Consider the following 13337-nt stretch of genomic DNA (forward strand, 5'->3'; position numbering starts at 1 on the left):
AAACTGTCCGATCCAAGAAAAAAGAAACTCGCGTGGCGTCTGACTCGAGGCCTCCGCGTCGTTCTCTGAAAGTAAGACAGATTGTGAGTTTGTGTATTTAATTGGCTTGGCTACATTGGAAGGAGGCAAAACGACAAGGCGAAGCAGATGAATCTTGGGCTCAACGGAAAGGTGGCGTTGATAACCGGTGGCACGACGGGGATTGGATTGGCAGGGGCGCTGGCTTTGGCGGCAGAGGGCGCAAAGGTTGTGGTGTCCGGAAGGCGTACCAGGGAGGGTGAACAAGCTGTTATTACGATTCGCGAGGCAGGCGGGCTAGCCGAGTTCGTCCAGGCTGACGTCAGCCGGGCCGTCGAAGTACAGAGGCTGGTCGAGCAAACGGTGGGATTTTGGGGGCAGCTGGATATGCTGATCAATAGCGCTGGCATCGAGGGGACGCCGTTCGTCCCGCTCGCCGATTACTCCGAGGATGACTGGGATCGGGTATTGGACATCAATCTTAAAGGCACCTGGCTCTGTATGAAATACGCGGCACCCCACCTGCTTCGGCAGCAGGGCGCGAGCATCGTCAATGTTTCATCGATCGGCGGCGTCAACGGTGGGTCTCTCGGAGTGGCTTACCATGCCAGTAAACACGGCGTTTTGGGCGTGACTCGCGCAGCTGCCATTGAATATGGCTCCCAAGGTCTGCGCATAAACGCGGTTGCACCAGGTGTATTTGCCACGGAGATGTCCGAACGTTTGTTCAGTGAGGATAAACATGAGACGGTTGCCCAGACTAACCCGATGAAGCGCTGGGGCCGGCTGGAAGAAATCGCCGCCGCAATTGCTTGGCTTTGTTCGCCTGCGGCCGGCTACGTCAACGGACACACACTCGCTGTAGATGGCGGTTTTCTCATTCAATGAGGCGCGCCATTCAGCGCACCGGTTGAAGGTTGTACGTGTCGCCTGCGAAGAGACAACACCAGAATAAACCCGACAGCCGAAAGCAGCGCCGCGCCGAGGAAAACCTCAGCAAGGCCCAGGCTGGCTGCAGCGAGCCCCATCAAGGGGCCGGCTAGCCCGACCGCCAGATCGAAGAACAGCGAAAGTGCGCTTAATGCGGAGTTGCGATTGGCGTCTGGCGTACGCGCCAGCGTTTCTACCGCAAGTCCGGGGTACACCCAGGACACTCCCATGCCAGTCAGCGAGGCTCCGAAGATCGCTATCTCGGGTGAGGGGGCCAGCCAGATGAGCAGCAGTCCGAGGCCCTGTACCAACAGGCACACTGTAACCACTGAATAGCCACCGAAACGTACCACTACGTTGGGCGTGACAAGCCTGGCGACGATGAAAGCGGCGCCGAAGCCGGTCAGACACCAGGCGGCATTGGCCCAGCCGAGGCTGTCGAAATACAAAGCTATGAAGGCGGTCAGACTGCCAAAGCCGGCTGAACTGCACGCCAATGCCAAACCGTTGGGCACCACCGACCAGAATACGTCGAAAAAGGGCAGCCGTTCGCCGCGCAACAGCGGCGCTGAACGCCTGACCATCGCAAGAACCAACGACAACAGACCGAGCAAGACGATGCACAGGCCGAGGCTGGCCAGACTGAACTGATGGCTGATCAGCACGCCCAAGGGCGCACCGACGGCGATACCGCCATAAGCGGCAATGCCGTTCCAGGACATCACCCGTGCGGTATGCGCCTTGCCATGCAAGCCGATGGCCCAAGTACAGCAGGGCGTGGAAATCATGGCTGAAGCGATGCCCTGAATTATGCGTGCGCCAATCAGGATCGAGACGCTGAGCCAGGGCGAGGCGTACATGACAATCGCCAGCGTGGTCAGTACGCCGCAGACTGCAAGGCCGGCCAGCCCGACGATGACAGCCCATTTCGCGCCGAAGCGATCGGCCAGCACGCCGGCCAATGGTCGTGACAGCAGGGTCGACACGTACTGCGTGCCAATGACGATGCCTGCCAAGACAGTGCCAAACCCAAGGTCGTTGAGAACGAAGCTGGGTAATACGGCCAGCGGTAACCCATTGGCCACATAAGACATGAAGTTGAAGCAGACGATGAAGATGATCGACAACGTGAGCCGGGTGGGATGTGTGGTTCCGGTATCCAAACAGCTAGCTCCTGAGGCGGACGACGCAGGCTTATGCCCCGAGAGAAGGAAAGAGATACCGAGCGGACCCGTCGGTTCGCTGGATCGTACGGGCTCCGTTTCGCCTAGAAAACACCGTCGGATGAAGCGGACAGATCACGCAATTGCTCGATTTGTTCTTTCATCTTGTCGAGCTTGCTGGTGATCGCTTGGTAGGCGTCGGACCCCGCGACGTAACGGAGCGGCGGCTTTTCCATGCTGGCCAGCTGCACAAGCGCTTCACCCAGTTTGGCGGGATCGCCTGTCTGGCGATGGTTGTTGGCGGCTGAGCCTGCTCTGATCTTCGCGGTAAGCGTTGCGTAGTCCTCAAGCCCATTGGCGCCGAACACCGCGGAGCTTGGATCGAGAAAATCCGTACGGAACACGCCGGGCTCAACCAGCGTAACCGTGATGCCGAATTGGCTGACTTCCTGAGCCAGCGACTCGGAAAATCCTTCTACGGCGAATTTGGAAGCGCAGTACAGCGCGGCGCCGCCCATGGCTACCACGCCGGCCACCGACGAGACATTGAAAATATGGCCGCTGCGCTGTTTGCGCATGATCGGCAAGGCCGCTCGGCATAGGTTGAACACGCCAAACACATTGGTGGCGAACTGTCGCTCGGCATCGCTGGCTGTATTTTCTTCGAATGGGGCGAGTTGCCCATAGCCGGCGTTGTTGACCAGCACATCGATGCGTCCGAAACGGGTGATGGCAGCCTCAACCGCCGCTACCGCCTGGTCTTCTCGGGTAACGTCGAGCTCCACGGCAAGCGTTTGTTCGGGTGCTTGCGCTACGAACTGATCCAGCTGTTCGAGCCGGCGGGCGCTGATCACTACATTATCGCCAGCGGCGAGCGCTGCCTGAGCAATCGCCGCGCCGAGGCCGCGAGAAGCCCCGGTAATGAACCAGGTTCTGCTCATTTCATATTCCTTGAGGTGGTGGTCAGTGCCTGATTGTCATCGACGTTCAGTCGCGGTTAGCCGCTTCCCAGGCTTTCAGATCGAAGCCCTCGGCAGCTGCTGTCTGGGGAGTGAGCCTGGGCGGGCGGGCGAGAATCTTGCGTGCCGCCATGTGATCGCCCATGCGATTACAGGACTCCACAGCAACCAGATGCTGATTGCGGAAACACAGCACCGATACTTCACGCGACTCGACCGAGCCTAGCACCACGGTACTGTCGTAGCCGGTCGAGAGCCCAGCGATCTGCAACTTGAGGTTGCCCTGATCTGTCCAGAACCACGGCAAGGCGGAGTAGGGCGCGGGCTTGCCCATCAGCCGCGCCGCAATGCAGCGGCCCTGATCGACGGCGTTCTGCACCGATTCAAGCCGGGTCGGCTGCTCGTCGCTGTACAGGCAGGGGAAGCAAGCGGCATCGCCAAGGGCGGAAATCTGCGGATCCACGGTGAGCAGGTTGGCGTCGACCTTGATGCCGTTTTCGATCTGCAGGCCTGCTTCGGTCGCCAGTTGTACGTTGGGGATCACGCCGATGCCGAAGACCACGAGGTCGGCCGGCAGCGTACGGCCATCGGAAGTTTCCGCTGCGCATACTCGTCCGTTATCACCGACGAGGCGTGCCAAGCCCTGACGAAAATCGAAATGGACGCCCCAATGTTCATGCGCATCCCTGAACACCTCCGACATTTCTCGCGACAGTGCGCGGGCCATGGGCCGATCACCCAGTTCCAGCACATGCACGGTAGCGCCAAGCGCTGCTGCGACTGCTGCGAATTCGAGGCCGATAAAGCCGGCGCCAACCACGACGACATTTCGCGCTTCCTTTACCAGCGGCGCCAGCACATCAGCATCGGCCTTGGTCTTGATGCCAAAAACGCCATCCAATTCGGCACCCGGAACGGGCAGCGGACGATTGTGCGCGCCGGTGGCAAGCACCAGATGGTCGTAGGTGGCAACGGCGCCGGAAGCGAGCAATACCCTACGGTTCAAACGGTCTATCGCCGTGGCCTGGTCATGCAACAGCTCGATACGTTGAGTCTCGAAGAATTCGGCAGGACGGAAGAGTAGACTCGTCTCGGTAATCTTGCCGAGCAGGTAGGCCTTGGACAGCGGCGGCCGCTGATAGGGCAGGCCAGGCTCATCGCCGATCAGGGTGATTTTTCCGTCATAGCCTTCCTGGCGCAGCGAAGCAGCTACCTGAAAGCCGGCGTGGCCAGCACCGATGATCACTACCGAGGCGAGTGACATAGGACCTCCTAGAATCGCGCCAGCGTGCGGCGCTTAGAATTGGGACTCGGGCAGGTGGATAACCAACCCGTCCATGGCTTCGCTGATCACCAACTGACAGGTCAACCGGCTGTTGTCGCGCCGCTCGAACGCATAGTCCAGCATGTCCAACTCCATGCCTTCAGCGGCGGGAAGTCTTTCCATCCACGCTTCTTCGACATACGCGTGGCAGGTCGCGCATGCACAGGCTCCACCGCAATCCGCCGGAAGTCCGGGAACCGAGGCAAAGGTTGCGGCCTGCATCACCGACTGGCCGATGGCACCGCTAACCTGATGTTGCGTGCCGTTGTGTTCGATAAAGATCAAGGTAGGCATGGTCTGCTCCGTTTTTATTGTGGGTCAGGGATGGGTCAGCATGGGCAACGAGGCAAAGCGCGGTGTTCGACCCAATGTAAGCAGCAACAGCGGGCCAACGATGCAGCAGGCCGCTGAATAGAACAGCATGGCGTTGTAGTTTCCAGTAGTGCTCAGCATGTAGGCGAATAGCAACGGGGCGAGCGCTGAGGCCACGGTATTCAAGCCTTGATGCACGCCGAACAGCCGGCCGTATTCGCGCAGCCCGAAATAGCGTGCGATCAGGAATGCAGCTATATCGAACTCCGCCCCGGCGCCAAAACCGACAAGCACGGCGGCCAGCAGCAATGAAGAAAACTCCCCCGTTCCGCTGAGATAGATCGCACATCCGATGGCTGGAAGCGCCAGGCTGATGGCCGATATTCCGGGCGGCCACATACGGTCGAGTAAATAGCCGATCAGCATGCGACCGAAAATAAGCGAAAAGCCAAAGCCGCTGAAGATCAAATTCGCATCGCTTGCCGACAACCCTCTGGACTGCAGCATCGGTACCGTGCTGGTGACCATTCCCACGATCGAGGAAATCACCAGCCCGAGCGCGAGGTTGCAGGTCCAGAACTTTCGCGAGGTCATACCTTTGCGGAAGGACATGCCGGGCAGTTTCTGTAGATCGGCCTCCCTTTTGTCTGACTGGGCCCCGGCAGCGCCTGGAACCTTAAACCACAGTAGGATAAGCGGAAGCAGTACCAGCAGATTGAGCAAAGCTAGAATTATGAACGCGGCGCGCCAGTCCCATTGGCCGATCCCCCAGGCCATCAATGGGGGAATGGTTGCGGCCGTGATGCCTGTGCCGGACAACCCGATCGCCAGAGCCAGCCCACGGTTGCGGTCGTACCACAGGCTGATCAATTGGGTCCAGGTGACTGCCAGCGCACCCATGCCAAGAATGGGTAGTGCGGCGAAAGCGAAATACAGCGACCAGATAGATCCAGTGAGCAACGTGGTTGCTAGGTAGCCGAGAGAGAGCAGCAGCAGGGAAGCGACGGTGACCCGCTTCATGCCGTAGCGAAGGTTGAACCAGCCGACTAGCTGCAGCGAAATGACCGCGCCACCGAACAGAAAGGTGATGCTTGCTTGAAGCTCACTCTTGCTCCAGCCAAAGGCATCGCCCAGCGGTACGACGAGGGTACCGAAGCCATAGAGAAGTGCCGCGTTGATACTGATTGCGACGCCCGCCACGGCGAGAATCAGTATTTTCCAGCTCTGGCGAAATTCGAGGGTATCGATCGCCACTTCGTTCTTCGAAGGGGGCATGGTTTGGCTTCCTTATAGATTTTGTTGAGCCAAGCGAAACGCGTCGCACTGTTGAATTCTTAATATGAAATCAAATACTGTATTGAGAATAAAGCGACTGTGGCAGCCTTGTCTAGCCATAGAGAGCCTCAAACTTATAACAACAAGATGGGAATCATCATGCCAACCCTGGGCCGCTTCACCATTGGAGCGAAGCTCCTGTTGCTTCCTCTTTTTTTCATCGTCTCGCTGGTCGTCCTCTCGGGCGTCGCCTACCAGGGGCTGGAAAAGCAGCAGGCCGTGATAGATGAAATAGACCAGTTGCGATTTCAACAATACAAACGGGTTCTTGAAACGTCTGCGGCTTCCCAGGCGGCGATGATCAACGCGTACGCCATGGTGGTCCGAATTCTCGAGTCCAATGGGCAGGCTTCAAGTGAGGAGCTGGAGTTCTATCTGGAAGAGATGGATTTGAGTTCCGCTGAGATGCTAGGCCTGCTTGACACGGCGGCGAAAGAAACACGGCTTGCCGAGGATGAGCAGGCTGCTTACCAGACCGTGCGGGAACAAGCGGAAATTTATGCGCGCGGTTTGGCGGACATGAAACAGGCAGCCCTAAGCTACCCACCGCAAGCGGTATCGCTTCTTGGCATTGTACGTTCGGATTTCAACAGTCTTTCCGGGCAGTTCAGCCGCTTGCTGACCCTGCAGGAAGAGCTCACCTCCGCTGCGTTTACCGGCGCCAGCGACCGGGTGAAAACCGTAGTGGAAGTGCTCGTCGGCGTGCTGTTAGCTGCAATAGCGGTGTCCTTGCTGGCGAGCGTCATGTTGCGGGGCCAGATTGTCCGATCCATCCGTGTAATCGAGCGCGCGTCGATCAAGCTGCGCGATGGCGATCTGACTCAGCGTGTACGAATCATCGGTCGTGACGAAATCGCCCATACAGGCCAAGCGTTCAACGAGCTGATCGAGAGCTTTCAGCAGGCGTTGCGGCGCGTGGCGGGCGTGGCGGCAGCAGTGGGGGCTTCGGCGGAGGAGCTGGTTGTGACATCGACGCAGGTCGCGCAGAGTTCGGCCAGTCAATCCTCCGCAGTGACGGAGGTATCCGCTACGGTCGAGCAAATGAGCGCTGGCATCGCCTCGATATCGTCACATGCCCAGAAACTGCGCAGTTCCGCCGATGCCAGCCTGAAGGGGGCCGAGGCGGGGCACTCGACACTGACGCGACTGCTTGGAGAAATAGAAAGCGTGCGCCAGGCCTTCGCCGCCATCCGCGTTTCGGTGGGTGATTTCGTAGAGAGCACATCGGCAATCACTGCGAGCATCACGCAGGTAAAGGAATTGTCGGCTCAGACCAATCTTCTTGCTTTGAACGCGGCGATAGAGGCGGCGCGTGCAGGCGAGAGCGGGCGCGGCTTCAGCGTGGTTGCCGATGAGGTAAGGAATCTGGCGCAACGTTCCGCGCTGGCAGCGAATTCGATCAATGACCTCACCTTAAGGTTGGATGATCAGTCGGGAGTGGTCGACCAAGCGCTGCAAGCTGGTACGGTCGCGCTGGACGACAGCAGCAAGCTCCTCGTGGAACTTGAGAGCACACTGCAACAGGCAGCTGTGCTAGTAGGGGATTCGACACGCGGCGTGGATGAGATTGCAAGGGCAGTCGAAACTCAAAGTGAAGGCGGGCGTGATATCGCCTCGAATGTTGAGCGCATAGCGCGGATGGCTGGCGAGGGTGATGCGATTACTCACAGCGTTGCGAACGCTGTTGCGGGACTTCGCGAGCTTTCACAGGAACTGAACCTTGCGGTGAGCCGTTTCAGCTTTGAGCCTGAGGCGATGGAATGTTCAAAAAAATAATGTACAAAAAATCAATAAGTGTTCATTATCAGCGATAGCTGGGCCTGATAAGGAGACAAGAAATGAGTTCAGAAAAAGTACAATTCAAAGTGGTTGCCGACCGTAGCCGCTGCTGCGGATATGGTCTGTGCGCGTCCGTCTGCCCGAGCATCTACAAGCTCGATGCTGATGGCCTTGTGTATCTCGATAGCGACCTCGTTCCCGTAGAGCTCGAAGAAGAAGCCCGCGAGGGTGCAGCGGCTTGCCCCGCCGAAGCGATTTGGCTCGAAGAAATCAAATGAATGACAAATCGGCCTAGGCGCTGGTAATTAGGACTAGGCGGATCGGGGTCGGGAGGACAGCAATGGTAGGTCGCTTACAGAACAAGGTTGCGCTGATCACCGGTACTGGCGGTGGGCAGGGCAGGGCAGCCGCGCTGCGTTTCGCTCAGGAAGGCGCCATTGTGGTCGGTTGTGACTTCAATGGGCCGGCGCACGAGGAAACCGCTGCGCTGATGCAGGAGCAGGGTTTGCGCTTATATGGCATGGCTCCGCTGGATCTTGGCGATCACGAACAGGCCAAGGCCTGGATCGACGCCGCCGTGGCCGAGCATGGTCGCATCGACATCCTTTATAACAACGCTTCGGCCGCGCGTTTTGGGGCGGTTAGCGAGATGTCGATCGAGGACTGGCACTACACCATCCGTAATGAGTTGGATCTGCTGTTCTACACCACCAAATACGCTTGGCATCATCTTGCCGAGCAGCGTGGCGTGATTATCAATATTTCATCCACTGCAGCGTGGGGCGGCTCCAAGGTCGCCGGCATCTCGGCTCATTCGGCTGCCAAGGGTGCGGTGGTGTCCTTTACCCGCCAGCTCGCGGTGGAAGGTGCGCCGGTTGGCATACGTGCTGTCAGCCTCAGCCCCGGATTCGTTGCGACGCCCGGTACCCGAGCATTTCTGGAGAATCCGGAAGCGCGTGCAGCGTTGCTAGATGGCGTGCTGATGGACCGTCCCGGTGAGCCCGAAGAGGTGGTCGCCATGGCGCTGTTTGTGGCTTCCAGCGAGGCCTCGTTCATTACCGGGTCGGATTTCGTCATAGACGGCGGGTTGCTCGCAATCTAGCAGCGCTCGTGCGGGCGCCGGTGGCGTCCGTGAACCTAGAACAACAAAGAGGTGAATTCTCGTGGATATCATCGGCATCGGTTACATGGGCTTCGAAACCACCAAACTCGATGAGTGGCGTGACTATGGCCCAAACGTCATGGGCTTCGGAATCGGCCGCAGCCCCGAGAGCGACCCCGATTCGCTTTATTTCAAGATCGACGATCGCCGCCATCGTTTTGCCTTCCACCCCGGTAAGGTCGACCGTCTCGCCTATATAGGCTGGGAAGCGATAGGGCGGATGGCCTTCGAGGATGCGTTGAAGAAATTCACCGCTGCCGGCGTTGAGTTCACCCGCGGCGACGCGGAGCTTTGCGAGAAGCGCGGCGTGCGCGAGCTGATCCGTTTTCGCGATCCGGTCGGCTATCAGCATGAACTTTTCTACGCACAAAAATGGACGCCACGCTCCTTCATGCCGGGGCGCTGCCATGGCGGCTTCGTTGCCAATGAGCGCGGTGCTGGGCACGTCGTGGTGATCACGCCGGAATACGGCCCCGAACTCGAGAATTTCCTGATCAATGTGATGGGCTTCAGCTGGTATGGCGCAGGCGCTGGCAAGGGTCGCACCGGCTTTTTCCGTTCCAAGCTGAACCATCACACCAGCCATGACATCGCATATGGTTTCGGGCCGGGGCGTATGGGTGTGCAGCATGTCGGCATCGTTGTCAGCAGCATCCGCGACGTTGGCGAGACCTACGACATCGTGCGTAAACGTGAGCTGCCAATGATGATGACGCTCGGCCAGCATACCCAGGACCCGCACGTGTCCTTCTACCATTTCACGCCGTCGGGCTTCGCCATCGAGACCATTGCCGAGATCGAGCCGTGGCAGGGCGATCCGTTCGAACTCAATCCAGAAGTATTGAGCGTGTGGGGGCATGAAATGGTTGGCCCCATCCTCGGGCCGAGCGTGAAAACGCCTGAAGAGGTACTCGATCCGGAATACTTGGCCAGCAAGCGCTGAGATGCGCATCGCACGCGTGGAAGTTGCCGGCGAGGCCTTTTGGGCCTTGCTGGATGCCAATAGCGTTCGCCTGCGGGCCATTCGGGCGCCTTTCAGCGAATGGGCACCGTCGCTTGGCGAGCAAGGGGAAGCGGCGCTGGACCTCGACGCTGATTGGATTCCTCTAGCAGCGTGCCGCCTGCTACCGCCACTTCAGCCTGGCGGGCGGATTTTCGGCGTTGGCCTCAACTATCTGAGCCATCTCGAGCGGCTAGGTAGCAAAGCACCGGCACATACCCTGGCGTATTCGATTCCGGAATCAGCTCTGGTTGGCGCGGGTGAAGACATTCAGTTTCCAGCCGTGACGGGTGAGCTCGACTATGAAGTCGAGCTGGTCGCCGTGGTCGCCCGTCCTCTACTGGACGAGCCGCAGGCGAGCGCGTGCTTGCTCGGCTATACGGTTGGCAACGACATCAGTGCGCGAGATGCGGGCCGGCAGATCGGTCGTCTCGACCTGCTTACGCAAAAGGCTATGGATCGCACTACTCCGATAGGTCCTTGGATAGTTACGCTCGATGAGCTCGGTGGTCCCGGTCAGCCGGCACTGAATCTGCAACTGAGCGTTAATGGTGAACAGCGCCAGCAGGACAACACCGGAAACATGATTTTCCCGGTGGACGAGCTTCTGAATTACCTCGATGCACGGATAACGCTTCGCCCAGGGGATATGGTTTTTACTGGCTCGACGCATGGCGTGGCGCTGGAAACGGGCAACTTCCTAAAACCCGGCGATGCGATCGATGCCCGAATCGAGGGCGTTGGGCAGCTGTGCAACCGCGTCGGTGAGCGGCGCGAGCTGCATGCTGCACGCAAAGTGGGCCGGCTTGGGCTGCCTGCGGGTGATGACATTATAGGCTAAGTGGCGCCCATCGTTCGCAGCCTTGTGTGAAGGAGCAGCAATGAAAGAGGGATCACCCTGGATTCCGTTCCGTCACCGAGTATTCCGAGGCCTCTGGTTTGCTGCTGCTGTCGTAAACCTGGCCATCTGGATGCAAACGGTCGGTGCGGCCTGGATCATGACGACGCTGTCGTCGTCACCGCTGATGGTCTCGCTGGTACAGACGGCGATGACGCTACCGGTCTTTTTGTTCGGCCTGCCAGGTGGAGTGATCGCCGATCTGGTGGATCGCCGCCGCTGGCTGATCGTAACGCAGGCGACGATGTTCGGCGCGGCCGCAGTCCTATGTCTGCTTGCCTACAGCGGCGAACTGGGTGCCTGGACGCTGCTTTTGCTGACCTTTGTTCTGGGTACTGGCAGCGCGTTGGGAATGTCCGCGTGGATGGTGACCATCGTCGATGTGTTGCCGCGAAGTGAGGTTCCGGCCGCAGTATCGCTGAATGGCATCGCGACCAATGCCGCTCGGGCATTGGGCCCGGCGATTGCCGGTGTGCTGATTGCATACTGGAACGCGGCATCGGTGTTTCTGGTGATTGCTCTGTGCATGACGGCCGTGATCCTGTTTATTCTCACCTTGAAATCGAGCCGGCAGGCGCATGACCTGCCACCGGAAACCTTCAGCGGTGGCATGCGCAGCGGTTTGCGCTATATCCGGCACTCGTCAGTCCTGTTCAATGCGTTGAAGCAGGTGTTCGTGTTTACCAGTTGCGCCAGCGCACTATGGGCGCTGATGCCTCTGGTAGCTAAGGAAGAGCTCGACATGGATGCTGGCGGCTATGGCTTGCTCATGGCATTCATGGGCGGAGGGGCAGTGGTAGCTGCTCTCAATCTCACGAAGCTGTATCGCCGATTTACGTTGCGCACGCTCATTGCTTCAGGTGCGATCGCTTTTGCAGCTGCAACACTTGCTGCTGCCCTAACGCATAACCGTTACGTCGTGTGCGCGATGCTGATCTTCGCTGGCATGGGCTGGATGGCCGTGAATGCGACCATCTCCACGGTCGTGCAAACCTACGCGGCGAACTGGGTGCGCGCCCGAGTCGCTTCGGTGTACCTGCTAATGCTCATGGGAGCCATGGCGCTGGGCGGGGCTCTGTGGGGGGCGTTGGCAGAATATATCGGACTCAATAACGCGCTCATCATTTCTGCCGTGACTATTCTGTTGGGGCTTCTCATCACCCGTAACGGCACAATCGAGTTGGGTAACGAAGCTGATTTCGCTGAAGCGCAGCAGACCGACAAGCTGTTGCTGGCACGCGATGTTTCTCATTCCGATGGTCCGGTGTCTGTGGAAATCAGCTACCGAGTCAATGATGCCGAACGCGACATTTTCGTCCGCACGGCCTATGACGTCGGCCAATCCAGACGGCGAAACGGGGCACAGAACTGGCGGCTTTACCGCGATCTGAGTGAAAAGAACCTTTACGTTGAGCGTTTTATCGTCGAGTCCTGGCTCGAATATTTGCGCCAGCGGGCTAGAGTCACCAAAGCTGACGAGTCTAAAGAAAATAGCTTGCAGCGATTCCGATGTGACACTTTGGCAACGCGCCGCTACATCTACCAAGCCCCTTCGGTAAACGATCAGTAATACCGCTTGGCATCCGTATGCTGAATTAGTTGCGGTGTTTTATTCTCAGTATAGAATGCAGATCTAAAGCGAGCATGAGTTAGGGATCTGCATGAATAGCAACGAAATTTTAGACCTTGGTGAACAGCAGAAGGCCAACGGTGCCGTCCTTGTCAAACCGGTGGCCAATGCGATTCGTATCTTGCGGCATCTGAGCCAGGTCGGGACGCCTGAGCGCTCCGTTGATATCGCACGCCAGCTTTCAATCAATCCAAGCACATGCTTCAACATCCTGCGCACATTGGTCGCTGAAGACGTGGTGGATTTCAATCTCATGTCAAAGCGCTATTCGGCGGGGATAGGGCTGGCGCGTCTCGTTGAGCAGTTGGTCACCCAGGGGCAGCGGGTGCAGCTGGCGAAGCCGTTGTTACAAAGCCTGGCTGCGAGGCAGAGCATCACTGTTACGTTGTGGCGGCGCCTGGGTGCGGACCGCATTGTGATCGTCAGTTCCGCGGCGAGCCCCACAGACGTTCGAATCGATATGGCCGAAGGGCAACGTCTGCCGATGCTGATGGGTGCCAGCGGCAGATTGTTCGCTACGCAGATCGATCTCGACAGCCCCGAAATACGCGCGACGTACGACAGCATCCGCTGGGCTCGACCGTTGCCTTTCGATATGTACCGGGAAGAAGTACGCGAGGCTCAGAAGCGAGGCTGGGCAACAGACGATGGCCATTTCTCCGTGGGCATTCTTGCCGTTGCCGCGCCTGTTTTTTCCCCCGGCGGCAGCATCGACTTTACGGTTTCGGCAGTGATGTTCCGCGGTCAGCGTGATGAGGAGGGCATCGCCGAATTGGGCGATGCCCTCGTCGAATTCTGCAGCGAACTGACCAGCGTTCTCTTCTAGT

The 13337-nt window shown here is 58.6% G+C and carries 13 protein-coding genes; 8 read left to right on the forward strand and 5 right to left on the reverse strand.

Features of this window, described 5'->3' with window-relative positions:
* The first annotated feature begins 147 nt into the window (after positions 1 to 147).
* Positions 148 to 906 (forward strand): glucose 1-dehydrogenase, encoded by a 759-nt coding sequence (locus KCX70_RS06895; protein ID WP_212619681.1) that lies wholly within the window; start codon positions 148 to 150, stop codon positions 904 to 906.
* Here the strand turns inward: KCX70_RS06895 and KCX70_RS06900 are convergent.
* From KCX70_RS06900 to KCX70_RS06920, 5 genes are all read right to left on the reverse strand, one after another.
* Positions 900 to 2111: an MFS transporter gene (locus tag KCX70_RS06900; protein ID WP_212619682.1), complete on the reverse strand. Its 1212-nt coding sequence runs from the start codon at positions 2109 to 2111 to the stop codon at positions 900 to 902. The genes KCX70_RS06895 and KCX70_RS06900 overlap by 7 nt on opposite strands.
* Before the next feature lie 104 nt (positions 2112 to 2215).
* Positions 2216 to 3052 (reverse strand): oxidoreductase, encoded by an 837-nt coding sequence (locus KCX70_RS06905; RefSeq protein ID WP_212619683.1) that lies wholly within the window; start codon positions 3050 to 3052, stop codon positions 2216 to 2218.
* A gap of 46 nt (positions 3053 to 3098) precedes the next feature.
* The gene (locus tag KCX70_RS06910) at positions 3099 to 4334 is read right to left on the reverse strand and encodes an NAD(P)/FAD-dependent oxidoreductase (RefSeq protein ID WP_212619684.1); all 1236 of its coding nucleotides are present in this window, start codon (positions 4332 to 4334) and stop codon (positions 3099 to 3101) included.
* Positions 4335 to 4367: 33 nt separating this feature from the next.
* Positions 4368 to 4688: a 2Fe-2S iron-sulfur cluster-binding protein gene (locus KCX70_RS06915; RefSeq protein WP_212619685.1), complete on the reverse strand. Its 321-nt coding sequence runs from the start codon at positions 4686 to 4688 to the stop codon at positions 4368 to 4370.
* Between the two features lie 24 nt (positions 4689 to 4712).
* On the reverse strand, positions 4713 to 5981 hold the full coding sequence (locus KCX70_RS06920) for an MFS transporter (RefSeq protein WP_212619686.1): 1269 nt from the start codon (positions 5979 to 5981) through the stop codon (positions 4713 to 4715).
* 159 nt (positions 5982 to 6140) lie between these two features.
* Here KCX70_RS06920 and KCX70_RS06925 point away from each other — a divergent pair, with 159 nt between their 5' ends.
* The 7 genes from KCX70_RS06925 (at position 6141) to KCX70_RS06955 (ending at position 13336) form a co-directional block, all read left to right on the forward strand.
* Positions 6141 to 7817 carry a methyl-accepting chemotaxis protein gene (locus tag KCX70_RS06925; protein WP_249121709.1) on the forward strand — a complete coding sequence of 559 codons (1677 nt, stop codon included), beginning with the start codon at positions 6141 to 6143 and terminating at the stop codon, positions 7815 to 7817.
* A gap of 62 nt (positions 7818 to 7879) precedes the next feature.
* Positions 7880 to 8098 carry a ferredoxin gene (locus tag KCX70_RS06930; protein WP_021207972.1) on the forward strand — a complete coding sequence of 73 codons (219 nt, stop codon included), beginning with the start codon at positions 7880 to 7882 and terminating at the stop codon, positions 8096 to 8098.
* A 62-nt stretch (positions 8099 to 8160) separates the two neighbouring features.
* Complete coding sequence (locus tag KCX70_RS06935) at positions 8161 to 8922, forward strand: SDR family NAD(P)-dependent oxidoreductase (protein ID WP_212619688.1); 762 nt, start codon at positions 8161 to 8163, stop codon at positions 8920 to 8922.
* Between the two features lie 61 nt (positions 8923 to 8983).
* Positions 8984 to 9925, forward strand: coding sequence for a VOC family protein (locus KCX70_RS06940; protein ID WP_212619689.1), 942 nt, complete (start codon positions 8984 to 8986; stop codon positions 9923 to 9925).
* Between the two features lies 1 nt (position 9926).
* A complete protein-coding gene (locus KCX70_RS06945; RefSeq protein ID WP_212619690.1) occupies positions 9927 to 10823 on the forward strand; it encodes a fumarylacetoacetate hydrolase family protein in 897 nt (298 codons plus the stop codon).
* Between the two features lie 40 nt (positions 10824 to 10863).
* On the forward strand, positions 10864 to 12450 hold the full coding sequence (locus tag KCX70_RS06950) for an MFS transporter (RefSeq protein WP_212619691.1): 1587 nt from the start codon (positions 10864 to 10866) through the stop codon (positions 12448 to 12450).
* A gap of 91 nt (positions 12451 to 12541) precedes the next feature.
* Positions 12542 to 13336 carry an IclR family transcriptional regulator gene (locus KCX70_RS06955; RefSeq protein WP_212619692.1) on the forward strand — a complete coding sequence of 265 codons (795 nt, stop codon included), beginning with the start codon at positions 12542 to 12544 and terminating at the stop codon, positions 13334 to 13336.
* Position 13337 lies beyond the last annotated feature (1 nt).

The sequence above is a fragment of the Stutzerimonas stutzeri genome, assembly GCF_018138085.1.
In the GTDB taxonomy this organism is placed as follows: Bacteria; Pseudomonadota; Gammaproteobacteria; order Pseudomonadales; family Pseudomonadaceae; genus Stutzerimonas; species Stutzerimonas stutzeri_AI.

What these genes read in the sequence shown, in the direction of transcription:
- KCX70_RS06955 (WP_212619692.1), top strand. Translation starts at nt 12,542, where the DNA reads ATGAATAGCAACGAAATTTTAGACCTTGGTGAACAGCAGAAGGCCAAC.
- KCX70_RS06895 (WP_212619681.1), top strand. Translation starts at nt 148, where the DNA reads ATGAATCTTGGGCTCAACGGAAAGGTGGCGTTGATAACCGGTGGCACG.
- KCX70_RS06935 (WP_212619688.1), top strand. Translation starts at nt 8,161, where the DNA reads ATGGTAGGTCGCTTACAGAACAAGGTTGCGCTGATCACCGGTACTGGC.
- KCX70_RS06905 (WP_212619683.1), bottom strand. Translation starts at nt 3,052, where the DNA reads ATGAGCAGAACCTGGTTCATTACCGGGGCTTCTCGCGGCCTCGGCGCG.
- KCX70_RS06915 (WP_212619685.1), bottom strand. Translation starts at nt 4,688, where the DNA reads ATGCCTACCTTGATCTTTATCGAACACAACGGCACGCAACATCAGGTT.
- KCX70_RS06920 (WP_212619686.1), bottom strand. Translation starts at nt 5,981, where the DNA reads ATGCCCCCTTCGAAGAACGAAGTGGCGATCGATACCCTCGAATTTCGC.
- KCX70_RS06950 (WP_212619691.1), top strand. Translation starts at nt 10,864, where the DNA reads ATGAAAGAGGGATCACCCTGGATTCCGTTCCGTCACCGAGTATTCCGA.
- KCX70_RS06910 (WP_212619684.1), bottom strand. Translation starts at nt 4,334, where the DNA reads ATGTCACTCGCCTCGGTAGTGATCATCGGTGCTGGCCACGCCGGCTTT.
- KCX70_RS06930 (WP_021207972.1), top strand. Translation starts at nt 7,880, where the DNA reads ATGAGTTCAGAAAAAGTACAATTCAAAGTGGTTGCCGACCGTAGCCGC.
- KCX70_RS06945 (WP_212619690.1), top strand. Translation starts at nt 9,927, where the DNA reads ATGCGCATCGCACGCGTGGAAGTTGCCGGCGAGGCCTTTTGGGCCTTG.
- KCX70_RS06925 (WP_249121709.1), top strand. Translation starts at nt 6,141, where the DNA reads ATGCCAACCCTGGGCCGCTTCACCATTGGAGCGAAGCTCCTGTTGCTT.